The organism is Paenibacillus timonensis (genome assembly GCF_022427145.1).
GTDB classification, from domain to species: domain Bacteria; phylum Bacillota; class Bacilli; order Paenibacillales; family Paenibacillaceae; genus Fontibacillus; species Fontibacillus timonensis.
The window spans coordinates 1-21,075 of the sequence record NZ_JAKSXN010000054.1; the positions used below are offsets into that span (position 1 = coordinate 1).

Below are 21,075 nucleotides of genomic sequence, written 5' to 3' on the forward strand. Positions count from 1 at the left end.
CCCAGGAGACGTTATAAAGCCTGGTCGATCACAATTTGCTCCTATGGGGTACGAATAAGGTCACTGGAGTCCGTTAGGCTGGGAAATCACCGGGAAATACACATTAACGTCTCTGCGGTCCGTTACGTCACGCGACGGTACGGTGCGTGAGGCTGAGACTGAATCTGAACGAAAGGGGGATGAACCATGGATTGGGGTCGGGCGAAAAACGTGCTGATTTACGCTTTTTTGCTGCTGAATCTGGTGCTGGGCTATCAGCTATGGAACGATCTGCGGGAGCAGGCCGACTCCAACCTGGATATCACCGCCCTGGAGAATAATACGCAGCAGGCGATGGACGAGAAGGATATTCGCGTGCTCGCCAAAATTCCGACGGAAACGCCGGAGCTGCCAAAGATCGCCTATCGGTTCGTGGATGATGCGCAGAGCGGCAAGCTGACCGACCTGCCGGCGCCGGTCGACAGCAGGCTGATCTTTGCGCCGCGGGATTTGACGGCCGCGCTGAAGGACAGTCTGCCGGACATCGGCGATTACCGGTATGACGAAGTGGCGAGTAGCTCGGACGTGTTTGTGCTGCATCCGCTGGTTGACGGGAAATGGCCGCTTTTCAAAATCGAGCTTAAGTTGTTTAACAGCAATCAGAAGATTATTTCGTATCAGCGCCGGGCGATCGAGATCACCTATCCGGAGGAGGAGAAACCGCAGCGCGTGCTGTCGGCCTCGAAGGCGCTCGGCAACCTAATCGAGAACTTCCTGCCGGAAGGCTCGGTCGTGACCGAAGTTGAGCTGGGATATTACGGCGAGGTGTTCGATTCGGACGCCCATCTGCCGGCTGCGCCGGCCTGGCGGTTCATGCTGGAGAGCGGCAAGGAGTATTACGTGCAGGGCATCAGCGGTGATGTCATCAGTCCGAACACAGAGAAGACGAAGGAGTAATGGGAGTTATGGGGATCCAATTTTCGGTGCTGTCGAGTGGTTCGACGGGAAACGCAACGCTGGTTGCCAATGGGGAAGTCACGTTGATGATCGATGCCGGCTTTAGCGCCAAACGCATCGATGAGCTGATGATGGAGCGCGGGGTGTCCGGGCAGGAGTTGACGGGCATTCTGGTCACGCATGAGCATTCGGACCATATCAAGGGCTTAGGCGCAGTGGCGCGAAAATACAATCTGCCGATCTATGCGAACGAGAAAACGTGGGCGGCCATGGAAAAAGCGATCGGGAACCTCGCGGACGACCAACGCTGCATCCTGGGGACCGGGGAAACCCGCGATTTCGGCTCGCTCTGCGTGGAGTCGTTCGCCATTTCGCATGACGCCGCCGAGCCGGTGGGCTACAACTTCTACGATGGCAAGGAGAAGCTGAGCGTATGCACCGACCTTGGTTATGCCAGCGACAAGGTGAAGGAAGCGATCTGCGACGCCGACGTGCTGGTGCTCGAGGCGAATCACGATATCGAGATGCTGCGCATGGGACGTTACCCGTGGAACATCAAACGCCGCATCCTTGGCGACCTGGGTCACTTGTCCAACGACGCGACCGGCGAGCTGATGAGCGAGATCCTGAACGGCCGCCTGAAGCGGACGTATCTGGCTCACCTCAGCCGCGAGCATAACATGCTCGACCTGGCCAAGATGTCCGTCCGCGGCGCGATGGAGGATCGTGGCTGCTTCTTCAAGGACAGCGAGTTCAAGCTCTGCGAAACGTATTACGACCGGCCGACGCCGTGGGACGTGTTGAGCGAGCGGTAGGTGGCGACGCGACGGAGGGGACCGTGCTTGGAACCCGCCCAGTTGGCATGGCGCGCAAAAAATGAACTCTTTCGTTGAATTGGATTCGGTTTTTCATATACATGGTGTCGCTGACGGAACAAAAGTTGAATTGTATTCGATATTTCATATAGAATCGGCTCGATAGACCTTCTGAGACGTGAATGTGTATGAAAATTCGAATACATTCCGTCGGAATCGCTGAAAACGGCGAAATGTATTCGGTTTTTCGCATATAATTGTCGGCTCAGACAAGCAAACCGCCCGGGGATGGCGAACCGACCCCCGGGCGGTCTTTTCTTATGCTATAACTCCCACCCCGGCAAATACGCCTTGGTGTTGTTCAGCATGGTCGTGAACAGCTCCTCCGCTTGGTCCGGCGTAAGACCGGAGAGCAGCGGGTCGTTCAGGAAGGCGCGGAAGGCCAGATCGCGGTCCTTGGTAATGGCCGCCTTCAGAATGGCTTCCTGGTTGTAGACGTGACGGGTGACAAGATTGTTGATGTCCTCCGGCAGGCTGCCCGCCAGCACCGGCTGGACGCTGTCCGCGCCAAACACGGCGTTCGTCTCGACGACGGCGTTCAGTGGCAGCGAAGCTACTTGGCCGCGATTTGGCAGGTTGACGTTGGTGATCATCGGGGCGCTGGCGCCGGTCAAGCTGCGCAGCATGGCGATGCCCTCCTCGCCGCTGGATTTGAGCGAGAACGTCTCCTCGCCGGCCACGAGCCGGCGGCTTCGCTCGCGCAGCTTCTGCAGGTTGTCGATCCGCCAGGCAACGGTGGTCAGGCCGAATTTCCACTGCTTCACGTGCTCGGGACTGCGAAGGTACCAGCTGTTCGGCATGAATTCGGCCAAATGGCGGTCACCGGCAGCGGCGATCAAGCCGAAGCGGCGGAACAAGTCGAAATGGATGCGGTTCGCCGACGTAAAGCTGTTGTTCATCCAGTGGTCTTTTTGCCCATGCGCGCTAAAGCCTTCCTCGGCATACTTCTCAGCAAAAGCCCGGTAGACCGGAAACAGGTCGGTGCCGCGGTAGGAAGCGCGGTCCAGCCAGGTGAAATGGTTGATCCCCAGCACGTTCACTTCGATATCTTGTCGGCGGACCCCGGCTAGCCCCTCCATGTCCTCGAGCATTTCGGCGAGCAACTCCTGTGTGCCGAAGACCTCATGGCAGCAGCCAAAGGCTTTGATGCCCGGGAACACCTTGTACAGCGTCCGGGTCAGCACGCTCATCGGGTTCGTGTAGTTGATGACCCAAGCGTTCGGGGCGTGGTCGCGGATGGCTTCGGCGATCTCCACGTACATCGGGATGCTGCGCAGCGCGCGAATCGCTCCGCCTGGGCCGACGGTATCACCGACGGATTGGTAGACGCCATAGGCTTCCGGCGTATGTACGTCCGACCGCATTTCCTCAAACGTGCCGGGGAGGATGGAGATAATCGCAAAGTCGGCACCCTTCAGCGCCTCGGGTAATGTCTTTACGGCCTCGTAACGCCAGCGTCCCACTGCATCAGGATGGTCTTGCAAACGGTTACCAATCACTTCATTCGCTTGCGCTGCCGCAAAGTCGATATCGTATAAGGCCACATGCCCCGAGAGCGCCGGTTCCAAAGCCAAATCGCTCATCAGCCCCCAGGCCCAGCCGCGCGAGCCGCCGCCGATATAGGCGATTTTCAAATTTTTGACCGTTGTTGCTTCTGTCATGCCTCGTTCACTCCCTTGAATGATGTTACAATAACCATAGAGCAATAATAGAAAAGTTACCGCACGGATTTTGTTAATTTTAGCTGAGATTCTACATTTTTTGCTGTTTATTGAAGGAGGGGGTGGCGGCATGACGATGGAGGCACAGTTGGCACCGATTCGCCGGATGCTGTTTGTCGAGGCAGCGAAGCAGCCGGGTCGGTTTTCGATGGATGGGGAGCATTTTCACGATGCATGGGAAATTTATTATCTCGTGTCCGGGGAACGGTGTTATTTCATCAAGGATCAGGTCTACCGCATCAGTGCGGGCGATCTTGTGTTGATCCCGGTGAATGTGCTGCACAAGACGTCGCCTTCGGGCAAGCTGTCGCAGCCCCACGAGCGGCTCCTGGTGAACTTCCGCACGGAGGCGGTGAGCGCCTTGCTTCCCGGAAGGGAGGCAGAGCTGGAGCAACTTTTTGAGCGATATCCGGTTCTGCGATTAAACGCCGAGGAACAGCAGCTCGTACAGCCGCTGTTGGCCCGCATGTTGGCGGAGCAGAAGCAGCAGGCCACCGGGCATGAGGAGTATGGGCGGTTGCTGCTGGCCGAGCTGCTGCTTAACCTGCTCCGCATGGCGCAAGCGCGGCCAAGGCATGATGGCGAAGAGGGAAGCGGGAAGCGGCCGTATCGGGAAATCGCCGAAGTCGCCCGCTACATTAATGCGCATTACGAAGAGAGTTTAAGCCTGAACGAGCTGGCAGGCCGGTTCCATCTGAGCCCTTACTATCTGAGCCATCGGTTCCCCCGGGTTACGGGGCTGACGTTGGTTGCCTACATTAACCGCGTCCGGATCGAGGAAGCCTGTTCGCTGCTGCGCGAGACGGAGTTGCCCGTCACAGATATTGCTTACCGCGTCGGCTACCAAAGCGTGACCCATTTCGGTCGCGTGTTCAAGAAGGCCAAGGCGGTCTCGCCGCAAAGCTACCGGCGCGAGCAGCGGATGTTCAGCGGCGACCGGCCGCGGTAAAGGGCGGAATGCAGGACCGTCCGTTCCGCGGTTCATGCAGATCCCGCAGCTCCTGAGAGGGATGCTGCAGCCGATAGCGATGAAGGTAAGGACCCGGATAGGAGAGGGGAAAGGGGAAGTTAAGAAGGGCTGGATGAGAGTTTCCGTCTAGGTAAGTGTCGAGTGCGTGCTGAGTGCAAATTTGGTGTGGGTACGGTTCAGTAATGATCCGAGGGGTGTGCCCAAGTTTAACTTTGGTCCTCAGAAGTCGGTCACATCGCAGAAATGTTGTATTTCGTGCAGCATTTTGGGGCGTATGCGAAGGAATAGGCTGGAAATGTTGTACTTTGTGCAACAAAAGAACTCCCCTCCCATAAACACCGGGTGGGGAGATCCTTATGTTCAGCGATGTCTACTTGCCGGTCGCTGCGGTCTCTTCCTGCGACTGCGGGAAGAAATTCGGCAGGTACTCCTTGTTCGCCTCAAGCATCTCTTCGAGCAGCTTGATAGCGACTTCCACCGACGGGACCAGCGGGTGATGCGCCAGCGCCTGCAAAGCAAGGTCGCGGCTACCGGTGACGGCGGCGTCGATGGCGAGCTGCTCGTAGGTTTTGACCGCATGAATCAACCCCTTGGCCATCGTCGGGATGGTCGTCAGCGGGAGGGGGAGCGGGCCGGTCTTCGTGACCACGCAATTGACCTCGATGCTGGCGTCGTCCGGCAGGAAGTCAAGGATGCCGTTATTGGCCACGTTCAGCGTCTGGATGTCGTTGGTGCCGTTATAAAGCGAACGCATCAGATTCACCGCGGCTTCCGAGTAATACGCGCCGCCGCGCTGCTCCAGCTGCTTGGGCTTCTCCTTCAGCTCGGGATCGCTGTAGAGCTCGAACAGTTCCTCTTCGACCCGTTTCACGACCTCGGCGCGGTTTTGCCCCTGATTCAAGGACTCCAGCTGCTCTTCGAGCATGGCATCGGTCATGTAGAAATACTTCAAATAATAGGAGGGCAGGGCACGCAGCGAGCGGAGGAAGTCTGGGTTCCATTCTCGGGCGGGCACGTTCTTAGCGCTGTACCCGGCCGTGTCGGCCAGCATTTCGTCCAGCTTGTCTTCGCCGTTCACGTCGATCCGCGATACCCAGTGCAGATGGTTCAGCCCGACGAATTCGGCATACACCCGGTCTGCTGCTACGCCATATTTGCCGGAAACCTGCTTGATCAAGCCGATCGGCGCGTTACAAAGCCCGATGCTCTTCACCTTGGAATACTTGAGGATCGCTTCGGTCACCATGCCCGCCGGGTTGGTGAAATTAAGCAGCCAGGCGTCCGGCGCCAGCTCCTCGATGTCGCGGCAGACGTCCAGCAGCACGGGGATCGTGCGCAGTGCCTTCAGCATGCCGCCGGGGCCCGTCGTCTCCTGGCCGATAACGCCGTATTTTGGCGGGATCGACTCGTCGCGGGCCCGGGCATCGAGCATGCCGACGCGCATCTGCGTGCTGACGAAGTCCGCGCCCGCAATGGCCGCCCGGCGATCCGTCGTCAAATGGACCTCGATCGGCAGGCCGGCTTGCTCGACCATCCGTTTGGCCAAGCTGCCCACGATGTTCAGCTTGCGCAGGCCCGGCTCGATGTCGACCAGCCACAGCTCGCGCACCGGCAGCTCCTGATAGTGCACGATAAAGCCCTCGACGAGCTCGGGCGTATACGAAGATCCGCCGCCGATGACGGCGATCTTTAAACCTTGCTTTGTTGGTGCCAAGAGGGATCACTCCTTGATCTTGTCGTTTTCGTTCACGCACGATATGGCGTCAAACTCGGCGTACGCCGCCATTTGCGCATACATTTCGCCGGAGACGGTCAGGCCGTCTGCCTCCATTGCCGACCAGACGGCGCCGACGACCGGCTCCGTGGACAACGTCACGACGGAGGCCAAAGGCGCCTCCGCCCGGACGGCTTGCTCGATCGGCCCGCGGATCCAGCCGCGGTCGCCGCGCGTGAGCAGGCTGCCGGCCAAGACGACGTCAAATTCGTCGTCCTTCATCCCCAGCCTGCGGATCACCGCCACGGCCGATTTGCCCAGCTCGGCTCCCTGGCGATGCAGGATCTCCAGCGCGACCGCATCGCCCTCAGCTGCCGCCGGGAACAACAGACGCGCCGCGTCCACGGGGACGTGTTTTCCATGATCGAGGAAATCATGGAACATGTCGTCCACGCGCGCGTACCCCAGCAGCTCCAGCAGCAGCTCGGTCAGCTGCGTGGGCTGCTCGCGTCCGTCCCAAGCGCGGATGACGGAGCGGAACACCTCGATATTCAGCGCGCCGCCGCCGCCAAAATCGCCATACATATAGTCGAACCCGCCGCATTGGACATGCTCGCCCCGCGGGTTGCGGCCGGCTGCGTTCGTGCCGGTTCCGCAGATCAGGGCGACGCCGTACGGGCGGTTCGTGCCCGCGCGCAGTCCGATCATCGTATCGCAGTTGATCGTATATTTCGTAAACCCGATGCTTTGCACCATCGGGTGAAGAATCCGGTAGTCCGCCTCGCGGTCGGCGCCGGCCAGCCCCAAATAGGCGTGCCGCAGGTCCTCCAGGCGGAGTCCTGCCTCACCCAGGGCCGTCAGCGAGGCTTCTCGGATACTGGCCGCCGCCTCCGCGGCCCCCGTCTGATGGTTGCCGTTCCCGCTGCGGCCCTTACCAAGCACGCGTCCGTGCTCATCGGTCAACAGGGCATAGGTTTTGGTGCCGCCCCCGTCGATCCCCAAATAATAAGCCAATCGTCGTCACTCCTTACGGACAGTAGTTTCGCGGAGGATCAGCTCCGGATCGATCCGCTGGCCGGCCCCGCGTTTCATGCGCCCGTCGATGCGCTTCAGCAGCATGTCGGCGGCCGCCAAAGCGATGCGGTCCGCTGGCTGCCGGACGGAGGTGAGCTGCGGCCGCAGCTGCGACGCGATGTAATGGTCGTCATAACCCACGACCGTCACCTGATCCGGCACGGAGATGCCGGCTTCCATCAAGGCGTTCATTACGCCAAGGGCGATGTGGTCATCGCCGGCGAAGACGGCGGAGGGGAGGTGACCCGCAGCGATCCAGCGCTTGCACGTGTCGTAGCCGAAGGCGATTTCAAATTCGCCGGACACGACCTCAAACGGTTCAAGCCCTTGCTCCGAAAGCGCCTGCAAAAATCCGCTGCGCCGCTCCCGGGTACTGCGGAACATCTCCTCGCCGCACAAATGGGCGATGGACGTATGCCCCTGCTCCAGTAAATGCCTCGTCGCCGTATATCCGCCTTTGAAGTTATCGATCGTTACAGAGAAGCTGTCATTCTCCGGCTTCTGGTTATCAATCAGCACATAAGGAATGCCGCGCCGCTTCAGCTCGACAATATAATTGTCCTCCTCCATCGGAGAGAGCAGGATCAAGCCGTCGACGCGGTCTTCCTGGATTAAGTAATGGGTGTCGCCGCTGCCGATCCCGGTCGTAACCGAAATCGCCAGGAAATAGCCGTGCAGGGCGAGCACCTCGTTTAGCTCTTTTACAACTTGATCGAAAAAAGAGTCCTGCAGCGTCGTCACAATCACGCCGATTATTCCCGTCTTTCCGCTGGCGAGGCTGCGGGCGGCCGCATTGGGGCGGTAGTCCAGCTCCTTCATGGCCTCCAGCACCTTCTGGCGGTTCTTCTCCCGCACGCTTTCCGCCCCGTTCAGGACACGGGAAACCGTGACTACGGACAACCCGGATTTTTTGGCGACGTCAAAAATGCTAACCTTCATCTCGATATCTCCTTGCGGCAGTTTTTCCGTACCCTTAATGTCATCTTGTTATGTTTAGTATATATCAGGCCGGGTGACGCTGTCCGCTTGTTCTAAGCCCGCGCCAAAGGAAACGGAAGTCCGTCCCTGCGGGGACGGCAGCTTCTGCCGGGAAACCGCAGCCGGCCGCGGGTTAAGGGGTTAACGCTTGAGTATTTCCGTGACCTTCGCTTGAATCGTCGGCATCACTTCCTCTACGGTTTTATGGCCGGTTTCGATCGGCTGCATTTCGTTAATGAACATGTCGTTGATTTGCGAATAGTTCGTGACCAGGTGGTTGTAGGACTCGAACCCGTATTTCGTTGCGCCTTCGTACACCTTTTTCACGTCTTCCGGATCGATGCCTTCAAAATGCTTGTAATACGTCTCGGCCGCTTTTGTGTTCACCGGCGGGTTGCCGCCGCTCAGCTCAATCGATTTCTCTTGAACGTCATCGGTCAGCAGGAATTTGATCCACTCAAACGCTTCCTTCGGATGCTTGGAATCCTTCAGGATCAGCAGCGGGTCGACGAACAGCGTGCTGCGCACCTTGTCGTTGCCGCCCCATGGCACGGCCGCTACCCCGATCTTGAACGGAAAATCGTTCGCCCCGGCCAGGTTCCAGGAACCGCCGACGGACATCCCGATTTTGCCGGCCACAAACGGATCGCCGTTCTGCCCGGCAACGCTCTTGCTCCACTCGGAGTTCGGCGATACTTTATCTTTGAAAATCAGGCCGAACAGCTTGTTATAGGCCGCGATGACTTCCGGCGAATCGAAATGCGTCTCCGAAGGCACGCCGCCGTTCGTCCATGTGTCTGCGGAATACGGCTCCGCGCCGAAATACAGCGGACGCATGTCGCGCTCGGCCCAGGTGAAGTCGACGCCGTATTGCGTTTTGGCGATGTCGTCGGAGATGACGGTCATCTGTTTGGCGTCCTCGACCATTTTCTCGAACGTCCAGCTCTTGTCCTCGAAGTCGCTTGGCGGATAAGGTACCCCGGCCGCGTCGAACATGTCCTTGTTGTACAGCATCAGCGTGACGTAAATGTTGACGGGAATGCCGTACGTGCGGTCGTTGACCTTGTAGATATCCATCAGATGGGAGGGAATGCTGTAGTCGTCCGCGTTAAAGCCGTCTTCGGCCATCAGGTCGGTCAGGTCGAGCAGCATGTCTTTGTTGTAGTACTCCGCGAAGCCGCCGTAGCCGTAATGGCTGGTCACGTCCGGCGAGTTGCCTCCGGCGATCAGCGTCTGCAGCTTGCTGTCAAATTGCTCATAAGGGGCCTTCTCCACTTTTACTTTAATATTCGGGTGGGTGGCTTCGAATTCCGGAATCAGCTCCTCGATAAACGTGCGGTCCGGCGAATCGATGGTATAGTGGGTGATCGTGACCTGCTCGGTTTTGCCCCCGGTATTGCCGGAGTCTCCTCCGGAGTTCGTACCCGAACCGAGATCGCCGGCGGATTTGCCGCCGCTGCAGGCGGACAGGATGGTGGCCAGGAGCAGAATCGTGCCCAATAGAACGGATAACCTTTGCTTAGGTGCTGCGGTTTTTTTCATCATAAATCCGAATCCTCCTTAGTTTGGGGGGTGGACGCCGCTCCTTGCGGCAGCTAGGACTTGATGCCGGTAAGTACGATTCCTTCGACGAACTGCTTCTGGGCGATGGCGAACAACGTGACGATCGGCACCATGGCGAGCACGGACGCCACCATCAGCAGATGCCACGGCGGGATGCGGAATCGCGACGAGGTGAGGGAGGCCATCCCGACCGGAAGCGTAAACAGTTCGGAGGAGCTCAAGTAAAGCACGGGAGTCAGCAGGTCGTTCCAGCTGTAGATAAAAGCAAAGATCGCCACGGTCGCCAGCGCCGGCCCGGAGAGGGGCAGGGCGATTTTGTACCACATGCCGAGCTCGCTGCTGCCGTCGATCCGGCCAGCGTCGAACAGCTCTTCGGGCAGGGTGGAGAAGAACTGGCGAAGCAAAAAGATGTTGTACGCCGATCCGAAAAACGCCGGCACGATCAGCGGCAGGAACGTATCGATCCAGTGCAGCTTGGAGAACAACACGAACTGCGGGACCATGATGGCCGGGTACGGCAGCATCATCGTGCTGAGCAGCAGCATGAACCAGAAGCTGTTGCCCCGGCCGCGGTAACGGGCGAACCCGTAGGCGACCAGCGCGGAGGAGAGCAGCGTGCCGACGACCGTCAAGACGCCGATGATCAGGCTGTTCTTATACAGCGTACCGAACTGCAGCGTATCGAAAATCTCCACGTAATTGCCGAAGCTCCAGCTGGTCGGAAGAAAGGTCGGTGGAAACTTCAGCATTTCCCGGTGCGATTTCAGCGAAGTGGAGACCATGAAGAATAAGGGCAGCAGCATCAGGAATGTGGTGGCGATGAGCAGAATGAAGCTGACGATTTTCACCGGGTCCGGCTTGCGGCGGCGGGACCTGACGGAGGTGGAGCGGGAAGTTGGCGAGGTTGCCGGAATAGAGCTCATCTATCTTCCTCCTCCTTCATAGTGAACGTAGCGGTTCGAGACTTTCATGATGAGGGCGGTGCACAACATGACGGCAATCAGCAGCACCCAGGCCAAGGCCGAGGAATAACCGGCGCGGTATTCTTTGAAGGCGCTGGTGTACAGGTTGTAGACATAAAACCAAGTGGAGTAGTTCGGTCCGCCTTGCGTCATGACGAACGCTTGGGTGAAAACCTGGAACGAATCGATGATGCCCATGATGAGCTGGAACAGCAAGACGGGCGAAATCATCGGCAGGGTCACGTTGCGAAAAATCCGCAAGCGCCCGGCACCGTCCAGCTTCGCGGCTTCGATCAGGCTGGCCGGCACGCCCTGCAGCCCCGCGAGGAACAGGATCATGCCCGATCCGGCGGTCCAGAAGGTCATGATGATGAGGGCGTAGAGGGCGGTATCGGGGTCCATGAGCCAAGCCGGGCCGTGGATGCCGAACCAAGACAGCATGTAGTTGAACAGACCGATCTGTGGATTGAAGATCCAATACCACAGCAGCGACATCGCCACGCCGGAGACCATGCTGGGAAAATACATCGCCGTCCGGAAGAACCCCCGAAGCGGCATGGTCTGATGGAGCAGCAGCGCGAAACCCAAGGACAGCAACAGTTGCGCCGGTACGCTGAGGAAGGTGAACTTCAGCGTGACGGTCACCGACTTCCAGAACAAATCGTCCCGTACCATCTCGGCGTAGTTGGCAAAACCGACGAATTCGGGCGGGTGGATAATGTCGTAGTCGGTAAAGCTGTAGTAGAGCGATGCCAGAATCGGATACAAGGCGAACACCAGGAAGCCAATTAACCAGGGGGAGATGAACAGGTACATGTAGAACGTCCGCCGCCGACCTTCGCGATGGGTCACGAAATCACCAACCTTTCGTTTGTAAAGTTTAAGCGCTTAAACTTTTGGGGATCAGCGAGGAGTTAATTATAACGCGAGATAGACTTAGTTGGCACAAAAGTTAAAGTGCTTTAATTCTCATGCTGCGATTACCCCTATCATAGAGGATGCGAAAAAAATAATCAACCCTCTTTTTGCGAATTGGAATCGCTTTCTGTAAGGTAATATTACATATGGGATGGATTTTTGAGAATTTTCTGAAAAAAGTTTGGAATTAAGCTTGCGATCTGGGGGTGTTCGGTGATTTTGTGTTACTTAATATAACACGATAAGGAGAGTCTGAAGCAGAAGTCGGATTATTACCATAATCGGGGCCGGACGGAGGGGAGAAGAAGTAAGGAGACGCAACAGGAAACAGGCAAACGGGAAACAGGAAGGGACATGGGGTGAGTAACTGGAAGGCAACAGGGACAAGGTGTGTAGGAGTGAGTAACGGGAAGGCAACAGGGTAAAGTGAATAGGAGTGAGTAACTGGAAGGGGCAATAGGGACAAGGTGCGTAGGTGTGAGTTGCAGGAGTGGGTAACAGGGACAAGGTGTGTAGGAGTGAGTAACGGGAAAGCAACAGGGTAAAGTGCATAGGAGTGAGTAACTGGAATGGACAACAGGATCAAGGTGCGTCGGAGTGGGTAGCAGAAATGGGGCGGGACCTGGCGAACCGCTAACGCTTAGGAGAAACGCTAAATGAGCTGAAACGGGGATCCGCAGGCTGTAACGCTTGTCAGTGAGCTTATTTCCCCGTTTCACCGGAATATTGGGTTGTTTTCGTCCTCATAAGCTTGCTGGCAAGCGTTAGAAATTTAAACTCCCGCTTTAAGCCCTAATAAGCGTTCTGGTAAGCGTTAGAGCAGGCTTGAATTAGCGCGAACTTGCGGATGAATTGTACCTAATGAGAAACCCGACTACTGGGAAACCCCAACTAGCGCAAGAACTCCTCCAGCTACGACTCCAACTAGTGCAAGAACTCCAACAGCGGACGAACTCTAATTAGTGTAAAAGCGCGCTCAGCGATCCGTCTCGACCGATCACCCTCAACCGCTCTATCACGACTGATTCACCTCACCGCTACGATCATCGGTCCTCTTCCGGTCCACCGCTACTGCGGCCCTTCGGATCACTGAACCACCGAACACCGAACACCGAACCATCAAACCACCGGTCCACCGCCACTTCCCCGGTCACCGCCAACGATCGCGCTCCTGAAGGAACCCTTGCGGGTCAAGTCCAAGCTTCGTTTATACGGTTGGATACGGAGGCGGGGTCAGGAAACCGTCGATCTCCAGCGCTTTTTTCTCGATTTCCTCACGGGTCAAGATGCCCTTCTCTATAAGCAACTCCATGATGGCGCTTAGGGTTACTAGCTGATGATAATGTTCTTCCTTCATATCCGCCAGTTTGGCGAGCACATTCACTTCGTTCATCGGCGTCGAGTAATAGGAATCCATGGTTTACCTCCCTCAGGTGGCCGCGCGAGTGGCGCGGTTTTTTCATGTAAAGTGCCTTCCGACCTGCGATGGGACGGGGCGATGGAGCGGCCTGAAAAATCCCGTTATTTCCCTGATAGAAATCTGCTTCCAAACCATCAAAATATGGTAAAATAAATCTATCAATCTATCGCATTAATATAGTGTAGTCATTGGCGAGGTCAAACATTCCAATTAACCAGAAAAAAAGCAGCAAACTTCTCAAATTCCAGGCAACCTATCTTCGGTTCATGACGTTAAGAAATATAAGGATACGCATGAATATGGCTTTGCCATCACGGCATAAAGTTGAAGGGGGCCCTTGCCTGGGGCGGACGGCATGATGGCGATGCCGAGGCCGTTTTGGGAAGGCATGATGGAGGGGGAGAATAGAGATGGGATGGTTTGACGACGACTTTTATTCCACCAAGGTTCCGGGGCGGCGCGTACGCTTGTCCGAAGGCGGCAGCCTCCGGCGTTGGCGCGGAGGGCCTCGGAAGCATCAACGGCGAGTGCTGTCCACGCTGCAGGTCTCTTTAATCTCTTCCGTTCTTAGCGCGGTGGTGGCCGTGCTGTTGTTTAGTTTCATTACGGGGCTTCCTACCTCATCGACCCGTCATGCCGCAACCGGCAGCGCCGTCTTGCTCTCGGATGCCAGCGATCCGTATGACCGGATCACCTCGGCGGCGGCCAAGGTCGCGCCCGCCGTGGTGAGCATCCTCAATCACGGCGAATTGTCGGAAGGCGATCCGGAGCAAGCGGCGCTGGGTTCGGGCGTGATTTTTAAGAAAGAGAAGGGCAAGGCCTTTATCATAACGAATACGCATGTGATCAGCGGCGCGAGCGACTTGGAAATCGTGACGAGCGACGGGGCCTCGCGCAAGGCGGAGATTGTCGGGCAAGACTCCATCAACGACATCGCCGTGCTGGAAATCGACGGCCAAGGCATCGATACGGTGATTGAGCTGGGCGATTCCAAGAAGCTGCGCGCCGGGGAAACGGTTATCGCCGTCGGCAATCCGCTGGGACTTGGCGGAACGCTGACTTCCGGCATCGTGAGTTATACCAGCCGGATGATTCCGGTGTCACTGAACCAAGACGGCGTGTACGACTGGGAGCAGGAAGTGATCCAGACGGACGCGGCGATCAACGAGGGCAACAGCGGCGGGGCGCTGGTCGATTTGAACGCCCGGCTGATTGGGATCAACACGATGAAAATTTCTGATACCGGCGTTGAAGGGCTGGGGTTTGCCATCCCGGTCAACGACGTGATGAAGACGGTGGATGATCTGCTACTGCATGGCAAGGTGGTTCGCCCATATATCGGCGTGTATACGTTGGATCTCAACAACCGATTCTCCCCGATCTCCGATGAGCAGCGCCAGGACCTCAAGCTGCCGAGCCATGTCACGGAGGGCGTCATCGTCCTCGAGGCCCATGGGCCGGCGCTGGAAGCGGGTCTGAAGTTAAATGACGTCATCACCCAGCTCGACAAACAACCGATTCAATCGACCTTGGAATTGCGCCGGTATTTGTATGAGAATAAGAAGATCGGCGATGACCTGGAGGTCACGTATTACCGGGAAGGCAAGCTGGAGAAAACAACCTTGAAGCTGACCGATAAACCGTCCGAGGCCGAGATTGAACAAGGGTTGGACGAAGACAAATAAACATTTATCGCAGGAAAGATTCCGAAAACATGACAGCCGTAGACCGAAGCGACTGGAGTGGGGTCGGAGTCTTTTTTTTGCGGGGAACCCAAAGGAGGATGGAGATGAACGGAAGTGATCCGTTTTCGGGCAAGGTTCGGCAATACCTGCTGGAGCAAATGGCGAACCCGGCCGAGCCGCTGGATCTGCTGGTCGTGGGCGGCGGGATTACCGGGGCGGGAATCGCGCTGGATGCGGCGGCGCGGGGGATGCGCGTTGGACTTGCGGAGATGCAGGACTTTGCCGCCGGGACGTCAAGCCGATCGACGAAGCTGGTGCATGGCGGTTTGCGTTATCTGAAGCAGCTGGAGATCGGCGTCGTGGCGGAGGTGGGGCGCGAGCGGGCGATCGTGTACGAGAACGGGCCGCATGTCACGACGCCGGAACGGATGCTGCTGCCGATTTACCGGGGCGGCACGTTCGGCCGGTTCAGCACGTCGCTCGGGCTGCGCGCGTATGACTTCCTCGCGGGGGTGAAGCGCGGGGAGCGACGTAGCATGCTGACGGCGGCGGAAACGCTGGCGAGAGAGCCGCTGCTGAAGCAGGAGGGTCTACTGGGCGGCGGGTACTACGTCGAGTACCGCACAGACGACGCCCGGCTGACCCTCGAGGTGCTCAAGGAGGCGGCAGCCCGCGGAGCGATGGCGGTCAACTACGCCAAGGTGACCGGGTTCCGGTACGAAGGGGCGCGGCTGGTGGGCGCCGATGTGACGGACCTGGCCAGCGGGCGGACGTATGACCTGCGCGCCCGGAAGATCGTCAACGCGGCGGGCCCGTGGGTGGACGCGCTGCGCGAGATGGACGGGTCGAAGCAAGGCAAAATGCTGCAGCTGACCAAAGGCGTACACCTGGTGTTCGACCAGGGGCGGTTTCCGCTGCGGCAGGCGGTGTATTTTGATACGCCGGACGGCCGCATGGTGTTCGCGATCCCGCGCGACGGCAAAACGTACGTGGGCACGACGGACACGGTGTATCACGGCGAGCTCGCCCATCCGCGCATGACGGAGGCGGACCGCGACTATATCCTGGGCGCGGTCAACGGGATGTTTCCCGGGCTGGCCATTACGGCGGCGGACGTGGAATCCAGCTGGGCCGGCGTGCGGCCGCTCATCTACGAGGAGGGCAAATCGCCTTCGGAAATTTCCCGCAAGGATGAAATTTGGGAGTCTGCGTCCGGCCTAATCACGATTGCCGGCGGCAAGCTGACCGGCTACCGCAAGATGGCGGAGCTGGTCGTCGACCGCGTGGCCTTCAAGCTGAAGAGGGAGCACGGCCGGAGCTTCGCGCCTTGCTCCACCCGGACGCTGCCGATTTCCGGCGGGCAGGTGGGCGGCTCGCAGGGACTACCCGGCTTCGTGGCGCGTAAGGCGCAGGAAGCGGCGGAGCACGGCATCCCGCAGGCGCTTGCCGCCAAATGGGCGGCCCGGTACGGGTCCAACGTGGATCGGCTGCTGGCTATGGCCGGCGAGCCGAAAAGGCACCCGCAACAGGGGCCGATCGTTCGCGTCGGAGCCGGCCCGTGGCCGGATGCCGGTTCAGAGTCGGCGTCGACATTGGATCCGGCTTCGGGCTCCGGTTCGGGACGGGTCGCCGAAGCCGGCACAGCCGCCGCAGAGACTGCGGACCCGGGCGAGTCTTCAGCCTCGGTCGGTTTGCCCCGGCTCCCGCTGGAGGTGGCGGTCCCGCTGCGGTATGCCCTGGAAGCGGAAATGGCGATGACGCCGGTGGATTTTTTCGTGCGGAGAACGGGGGCATTGTTGTTTGACATCGCTTGGGTGCGGCGGTGGAAGGATCCGGTCGTCGCCGAGATGGCCCGGTATTTCGACTGGCCGGAGGATGTGATGCGGGAGTTGACGGAGGAACTGGATCAGGCGTTGGAGGAGGCGGTCCTTCCGGAAAACGGAGAGGGAATCCATGGGATCTAAGGCTACAACTAGAAGATAATGTGATTTTATTGTAGGAACAAGGAATTTGTCCTTTTTCTGTCGAACTACACATCCAAGAGAGCAAGCAATGATATCGATGATGGAAAGAGGGCAGGGGTCCATGAAGAACGGATGGAAACGCGGAATTCGCGGATTGGCGATTCTCGCGGGATTAGGAGCAGCCTGGCTGGCTGCGGGGTCGGCGGTTCAAGCCGCCGGGGCAGATTTTAAGGATGTACCGGCATCCCATTGGGCTTATGACAAAGTCATGTGGGCAAAAACCAACGGCGTGACGGACGGGTATCCGGACGGGACGTTCCGCCCGGCCCAGTCGGTGACGGAGGCGGAGTTTCTGAGCATGCTGGTGCGGGCTTATCCGGAGATCAAGCTGGACGCGGCCAATGGGCAAGAGGCGTGGTACACGCCGTATTACGACTTGGCGTTCGAATTGACCTGGCCGGTGAGCGACAAGCCGAACGAGCCGATCACGAGGGGGTCGGTGGCCCGCTTGATGGCGGCTTTTTACGGGCAAAGCTTGAGCGAAGATGAGGCCGTTCAGTGGGTGCTTGCCCAAGGCTTGGCCCAAGGGAAAAGCGGTGCCGGCGTGCAGAGCTTCGCACCGAAGGATGCGGTGTCGCGGGCGGAAGCTCAGACGTTCCTGTACCGGCTGAAACTGACGCTGCCGAAGGCGACAAGCCCGGATCTGATCAAACCGGAGATCCAACTGCAGGGCGTAGGGATCGGCGATTCGACGGACCGCGTGATCGAGTTGCTGGGCGAACCGGCGCGCAAGGACGTCACCAACTTTGGACTGGAATGGTACATCTATAATCAGGATTACAAGCACTATACGCAGGTTGGCGTCGCGGACGGCAAGGTAGTTGGCTTGTTCGGCAATCATGAGGAATGGCGGTTCGGGCCCGAGGCGGAGAAAGGGCTGGAGCCGTTGCGGAGCAGCCTGGCCGCGATCTGGGACAAGAGCGAGAACCCGCCGCGGGAGTATGTGGAGACGTATACGCCGAGAGGGCTGTACCTCAACCTGTACCTGGACAAGCACGAGAAGTACCGCGTGGACGGAGTGCTGTTGATGGACAAGAAATTTACGGAAACCCATGTATACGCGCCGTCCACACCGGAGTCGCTGAAGGCGACGGAGCGGGAGATTTTTGACCTGACTAATGCGTTTCGCGTACAAAAAGGTTTGGGCGTACTGAGCTGGAACGAATCCGTGGCCGAGGTGGCTCGCTCGCATAGTAAGGATATGGCGGAACGGAATTATTTTGAGCATAATAATCCGGAAGGGAAGTCGGCGGGCGACCGCATGATGTCTCGCGGGATTCCGCAGTTCCGGGCCTGGGGCGAAAATATCGCCGCCGGTTACCTGGATGCGATCGACGGCCATTATGGCTGGCTGAATTCTTGGGGCCACCGGGAGAATATGCTGGAGCCTGCGTTTACGATGCTGGGCGTCGGTGCCGTAGACGGGTTGGATCGCAGCGATTACGATACGTATTATACGCAAAACTTCTATACGCCGCTGTAACCGGCTGGGGAGCCGGGCCGTTGAGGCTTGGAGGGGGAAGGGACCGTCTGCCGGATGTGACCGGGGCGGTTCCTTTTTTGCGCGGAGTATGGTAGAAAAGATAAAGGACAACCTGTTAATACGGAAGCCGGCCGCGGGAGTGCGGCGCATAAGAAAGGATGCTTGAACTATGTACGTCGTATGCAAAGATCATGTGGAACTGGCCATCGATATGTTCGTGGATGAGTTTGAGGAAGCCCCCGATGTGGTCGATTTGGAGCACACCAAGTTTATTGACTGGGAGCCCCCGGTGAAATGCCAGGAATGCGATCATGAGGCGCGGTTCTTGGTGGTGTAAGGTAGTTTAGGCTACTGCTCCAGCCCCAGGTTCTTGAATATGTTTGAAAAAGAGTATCAAGATACCGATGCCAGCCAGATTAAACGCAGGGAAAAGGATGATTTCCGCCGCTTCCATGCTAACCCCGGCTACCATTTGGCCAATGATCATGGCTGTTAACGCGGTCAACATCGTTACGGCCTTAACACAGAGGATAGATGAAAGCAGTAGTCCGAATGGTTTTCGCTGCAGAAGCAACAGGCCGGAAAGAATCGCGGCCGGAACGACAAAGCCCAGATCCAGGGCTTGAATGACTAAAGTCGTATAATGCTCCAAACCGATGGGGGCTGTGCTGCCGACGAACGAAGGTTTGATTCTCCCCACCCACATAAGCCCGATCACGGCAGCGATAAAGATCAGAAACCCGGCGATCGTTCGGACCGGAAGTTTGGCGTTGAAGCTTTGCTGCAATATTCTCGGGTCCAGGGACATCATGGCGAGCAGAAAAGCAAAGAAACTCAGGGACATCAAGCCAACGTCGACCAGAAACAGGTCGTTGAACATGGATGTAAATGAATAGGACGCATACGTGTATAGAAAATAAGCCAGCGTTCCCGCCAGGAGAATTTTTCCCTTCAACCGGCCTTTTCTGGCTGACGCAAGAGAAGCGGCCAATAACGGGATGCCCACCAGGACGGTCACGACATCCTGGGCTATAGCCTGCGAAGCCATGGATACGGAATCGTTCCGGTACAATCCTTTGCCATAGATCTCAACGGTTTCTCCGCGTATGGACGTAATTTCATGCTTGCCGGGACCGCCGCTCGAATAAATACCCGTGATTGCCGCAGTCAAGGATAACACCATGATCAGCACGGCCAATACGGTCACTTCCTTCCGAAACTTCATATCAACACCTCCATCTTTTTTGTTGTTGTGGTTACTCGTGCGGCAAGGCGCAAAGCGTGAATTCCAAGAAATGATCGATCAGCCGCTGCTTCTGTTTCTCTCCCACCTTCTCTGTGATCAGCCTTAAGATCAGGCCAAACATCGATGTCCAAATGACTTGTGCGGTAAGCTCAATCCGGCTGTCCTCAATCGGAAGGCCTTGTTCGTGCCAGAGCTCTTGCAGAGTCTGGTGCAGCATTCCCATGGCGGGCTGAGATGCGGAAGCTCCCTGAAATAAAACGGAGGTGTGTTCCAGGATCGCCGGCGAATCGCTCAGCATCATGATTTTATATTCGTCCGCCATTCCGGTCATCAGCTCGATGTAGGTCCGCATACTTGCTTTCAGTTTTTCCTCTGGACGGTCTGCCGTGGATAAGGACAAGGACAGTTTATCGACGATTTGTCGATAGGTGCTCATGATGATCTGGTTGATGATATCCTCTTTATCCGTGAAATAGTGATACACGTTGGCGGGAGAATACTCGATTTTATCGGCGATTTTACGGATGGAGATACTTTCAGCGCCCTCGGTTCTCATAATCTCTGCAGCGGCTTGAAGGATCTTTTCGCGTTTTTCGTTTTTCTCGCGTTCTTTTCGATCTTGAATGCCTATGGGGATCACCTCGAATGGAATTTTAGGACAAACGGTAAACGGCGTTCAAATATTGAACGGTGTTTATTTTAAGATAATACGGAATATGAAGCGCGTCAAGGCTGCATGCATGGAGACGGGCATGATATAGAAGGTGGCAGCAAAAACTTCTTGAAAGTGTCAAAAAATGATGCGACTGGGGTACCGGCAGTATAGACCGGTGCCGAAAGTGCAAACGGAGGGCTATCGTTTGTTCATTCAAATTATTGCCGTGGGTAAACTGAAGGAAAAATATTTGGTGCAGGGGATCGCCGAATACGCGAAGCGCCTGGCGCCTTACGTTAAGTTTCAAGTCGTGGAGGTGGCCGACGAGAAAGCGCCGGAGACGATGAGCGAGGCGGAGCTCATCGGCGTGAAGGAGCGCGAGGGCGAACGCATCCTCGCGCAGATCAAGAGCGACGCGCATGTCATCGCGCTCGCGATCGGCGGCCAACTCTGGAGCTCGGAGGAGTTGGCCGCCTGTCTCGATCAGCTCGGCACCTACGGGACGAGCCATGTCGTGTTCGTCATCGGCGGGAGCCACGGGCTCGCCGATGCGGTGCTCCGCCGTGCGCAGCAGCGGCTGTCGTTCGGGCGCATGACGCTGCCCCATCAGCTCATGCGCCTGGTGCTCACCGAGCAGATTTATCGCGCGGTGAAGATTAATCGGGGAGAACCGTATCATAAATAAGGGCAAGTTTTTTTGCGGAATTCCTTGCGGGGCATGGATTTGTATATATGTGTGTGGGTTTCGGGCTATGGTAACGCTGAAAAGGTACATAGGGCTATCGCTTTTTGAGTGGAGCATCCTCGTCACATCCCACGGAGGGAAGAGGGCTTCGTGAATGGAGGAGACC

General features: G+C 57.4%; 18 protein-coding genes. 8 read left to right on the forward strand and 10 right to left on the reverse strand.

Translation table 11 applies throughout. The annotated features are described in order from the left end of the window. Positions 1-186: 186 nt before the first annotated feature. Both yycI and MJ257_RS18910 read left to right on the forward strand, forming a co-directional pair. Positions 187-936, forward strand: a complete 750-nt coding sequence (gene yycI, locus MJ257_RS18905) for a two-component system regulatory protein YycI (RefSeq protein WP_240270698.1) — start codon at positions 187-189, stop codon at positions 934-936. A gap of 8 nt (positions 937-944) precedes the next feature. Continuing rightward, positions 945-1,751, forward strand: coding sequence for an MBL fold metallo-hydrolase (locus tag MJ257_RS18910; RefSeq protein ID WP_240270699.1), 807 nt, complete (start codon positions 945-947; stop codon positions 1,749-1,751). 323 nt (positions 1,752-2,074) lie between these two features. On the opposite strand, the gene MJ257_RS18915 is transcribed toward MJ257_RS18910, so the two are convergent. Beyond that, on the reverse strand, positions 2,075-3,472 hold the full coding sequence (locus tag MJ257_RS18915; RefSeq protein ID WP_240270700.1) for a family 4 glycosyl hydrolase: 1,398 nt from the start codon (positions 3,470-3,472) through the stop codon (positions 2,075-2,077). A gap of 130 nt (positions 3,473-3,602) precedes the next feature. Here MJ257_RS18915 and MJ257_RS18920 point away from each other — a divergent pair, with 130 nt between their 5' ends. Further along, a complete protein-coding gene (locus MJ257_RS18920) occupies positions 3,603-4,481 on the forward strand; it encodes an AraC family transcriptional regulator (RefSeq protein ID WP_240270701.1) in 879 nt (292 codons plus the stop codon). A 391-nt stretch (positions 4,482-4,872) separates the two neighbouring features. On the opposite strand, the gene MJ257_RS18925 is transcribed toward MJ257_RS18920, so the two are convergent. From MJ257_RS18925 to MJ257_RS18955, 7 genes are all read right to left on the reverse strand, one after another. Further along, a complete protein-coding gene (locus tag MJ257_RS18925) occupies positions 4,873-6,216 on the reverse strand; it encodes a 6-phospho-beta-glucosidase (protein WP_240270702.1) in 1,344 nt (447 codons plus the stop codon). A gap of 6 nt (positions 6,217-6,222) precedes the next feature. Beyond that, complete coding sequence (locus MJ257_RS18930; RefSeq protein WP_240270703.1) at positions 6,223-7,230, reverse strand: N-acetylglucosamine kinase; 1,008 nt, start codon at positions 7,228-7,230, stop codon at positions 6,223-6,225. Positions 7,231-7,236: 6 nt separating this feature from the next. Next, complete coding sequence (locus tag MJ257_RS18935) at positions 7,237-8,229, reverse strand: LacI family DNA-binding transcriptional regulator (RefSeq protein WP_240270704.1); 993 nt, start codon at positions 8,227-8,229, stop codon at positions 7,237-7,239. 180 nt (positions 8,230-8,409) lie between these two features. Beyond that, positions 8,410-9,813, reverse strand: coding sequence for an ABC transporter substrate-binding protein (locus MJ257_RS18940; protein WP_308193227.1), 1,404 nt, complete (start codon positions 9,811-9,813; stop codon positions 8,410-8,412). Between the two features lie 50 nt (positions 9,814-9,863). Then, positions 9,864-10,754 (reverse strand): carbohydrate ABC transporter permease, encoded by an 891-nt coding sequence (locus tag MJ257_RS18945; RefSeq protein ID WP_240270705.1) that lies wholly within the window; start codon positions 10,752-10,754, stop codon positions 9,864-9,866. Then, on the reverse strand, positions 10,755-11,609 hold the full coding sequence (locus MJ257_RS18950; protein ID WP_240270726.1) for a carbohydrate ABC transporter permease: 855 nt from the start codon (positions 11,607-11,609) through the stop codon (positions 10,755-10,757). It abuts the gene before it with no gap. A gap of 1,309 nt (positions 11,610-12,918) precedes the next feature. Next, positions 12,919-13,128 (reverse strand): hypothetical protein, encoded by a 210-nt coding sequence (locus MJ257_RS18955; RefSeq protein ID WP_068784257.1) that lies wholly within the window; start codon positions 13,126-13,128, stop codon positions 12,919-12,921. Between the two features lie 413 nt (positions 13,129-13,541). Here MJ257_RS18955 and MJ257_RS18960 point away from each other — a divergent pair, with 413 nt between their 5' ends. The 4 genes from MJ257_RS18960 to MJ257_RS18975 all read left to right on the forward strand — a co-directional run bounded on the left by MJ257_RS18960 (position 13,542) and on the right by MJ257_RS18975 (position 18,660). Next, positions 13,542-14,816, forward strand: coding sequence for a S1C family serine protease (locus MJ257_RS18960; RefSeq protein ID WP_240270706.1), 1,275 nt, complete (start codon positions 13,542-13,544; stop codon positions 14,814-14,816). 104 nt (positions 14,817-14,920) lie between these two features. Beyond that, positions 14,921-16,780 (forward strand): glycerol-3-phosphate dehydrogenase/oxidase, encoded by a 1,860-nt coding sequence (locus MJ257_RS18965; RefSeq protein WP_270406807.1) that lies wholly within the window; start codon positions 14,921-14,923, stop codon positions 16,778-16,780. A gap of 121 nt (positions 16,781-16,901) precedes the next feature. Continuing rightward, positions 16,902-18,323, forward strand: coding sequence for a CAP-associated domain-containing protein (locus tag MJ257_RS18970; protein ID WP_240270707.1), 1,422 nt, complete (start codon positions 16,902-16,904; stop codon positions 18,321-18,323). Positions 18,324-18,492: 169 nt separating this feature from the next. Next, on the forward strand, positions 18,493-18,660 hold the full coding sequence (locus MJ257_RS18975; protein WP_082691335.1) for a CxxH/CxxC protein: 168 nt from the start codon (positions 18,493-18,495) through the stop codon (positions 18,658-18,660). Between the two features lie 6 nt (positions 18,661-18,666). Here the strand turns inward: MJ257_RS18975 and MJ257_RS18980 are convergent, their stop codons facing one another. Both MJ257_RS18980 and MJ257_RS18985 read right to left on the reverse strand, forming a co-directional pair. After that, positions 18,667-19,548: a hypothetical protein gene (locus MJ257_RS18980; RefSeq protein ID WP_240270708.1), complete on the reverse strand. Its 882-nt coding sequence runs from the start codon at positions 19,546-19,548 to the stop codon at positions 18,667-18,669. 31 nt (positions 19,549-19,579) lie between these two features. Continuing rightward, positions 19,580-20,209, reverse strand: coding sequence for a TetR/AcrR family transcriptional regulator (locus tag MJ257_RS18985; protein ID WP_270406806.1), 630 nt, complete (start codon positions 20,207-20,209; stop codon positions 19,580-19,582). Between the two features lie 220 nt (positions 20,210-20,429). Here MJ257_RS18985 and rlmH point away from each other — a divergent pair, with 220 nt between their 5' ends. Beyond that, complete coding sequence (rlmH, locus tag MJ257_RS18990; RefSeq protein WP_240270727.1) at positions 20,430-20,909, forward strand: 23S rRNA (pseudouridine(1915)-N(3))-methyltransferase RlmH; 480 nt, start codon at positions 20,430-20,432, stop codon at positions 20,907-20,909. The last annotated feature ends 166 nt before the right edge of the window (positions 20,910-21,075 follow it).

Coding starts and splice junctions, on each gene's coding strand:
- yycI (WP_240270698.1), top strand. CDS start 187: ATGGATTGGGGTCGGGCGAAAAACGTGCTGATTTACGCTTTTTTGCTG.
- MJ257_RS18960 (WP_240270706.1), top strand. CDS start 13,542: ATGGGATGGTTTGACGACGACTTTTATTCCACCAAGGTTCCGGGGCGG.
- MJ257_RS18920 (WP_240270701.1), top strand. CDS start 3,603: ATGACGATGGAGGCACAGTTGGCACCGATTCGCCGGATGCTGTTTGTC.
- MJ257_RS18915 (WP_240270700.1), bottom strand. CDS start 3,472: ATGACAGAAGCAACAACGGTCAAAAATTTGAAAATCGCCTATATCGGC.
- MJ257_RS18940 (WP_308193227.1), bottom strand. CDS start 9,813: ATGATGAAAAAAACCGCAGCACCTAAGCAAAGGTTATCCGTTCTATTG.
- MJ257_RS18965 (WP_270406807.1), top strand. CDS start 14,921: ATGAACGGAAGTGATCCGTTTTCGGGCAAGGTTCGGCAATACCTGCTG.
- MJ257_RS18910 (WP_240270699.1), top strand. CDS start 945: ATGGGGATCCAATTTTCGGTGCTGTCGAGTGGTTCGACGGGAAACGCA.
- MJ257_RS18975 (WP_082691335.1), top strand. CDS start 18,493: ATGTACGTCGTATGCAAAGATCATGTGGAACTGGCCATCGATATGTTC.
- MJ257_RS18955 (WP_068784257.1), bottom strand. CDS start 13,128: ATGGATTCCTATTACTCGACGCCGATGAACGAAGTGAATGTGCTCGCC.
- MJ257_RS18945 (WP_240270705.1), bottom strand. CDS start 10,754: ATGAGCTCTATTCCGGCAACCTCGCCAACTTCCCGCTCCACCTCCGTC.
- MJ257_RS18970 (WP_240270707.1), top strand. CDS start 16,902: ATGAAGAACGGATGGAAACGCGGAATTCGCGGATTGGCGATTCTCGCG.
- MJ257_RS18935 (WP_240270704.1), bottom strand. CDS start 8,229: ATGAAGGTTAGCATTTTTGACGTCGCCAAAAAATCCGGGTTGTCCGTA.
- MJ257_RS18950 (WP_240270726.1), bottom strand. CDS start 11,609: ATGTACCTGTTCATCTCCCCCTGGTTAATTGGCTTCCTGGTGTTCGCC.
- MJ257_RS18980 (WP_240270708.1), bottom strand. CDS start 19,548: ATGAAGTTTCGGAAGGAAGTGACCGTATTGGCCGTGCTGATCATGGTG.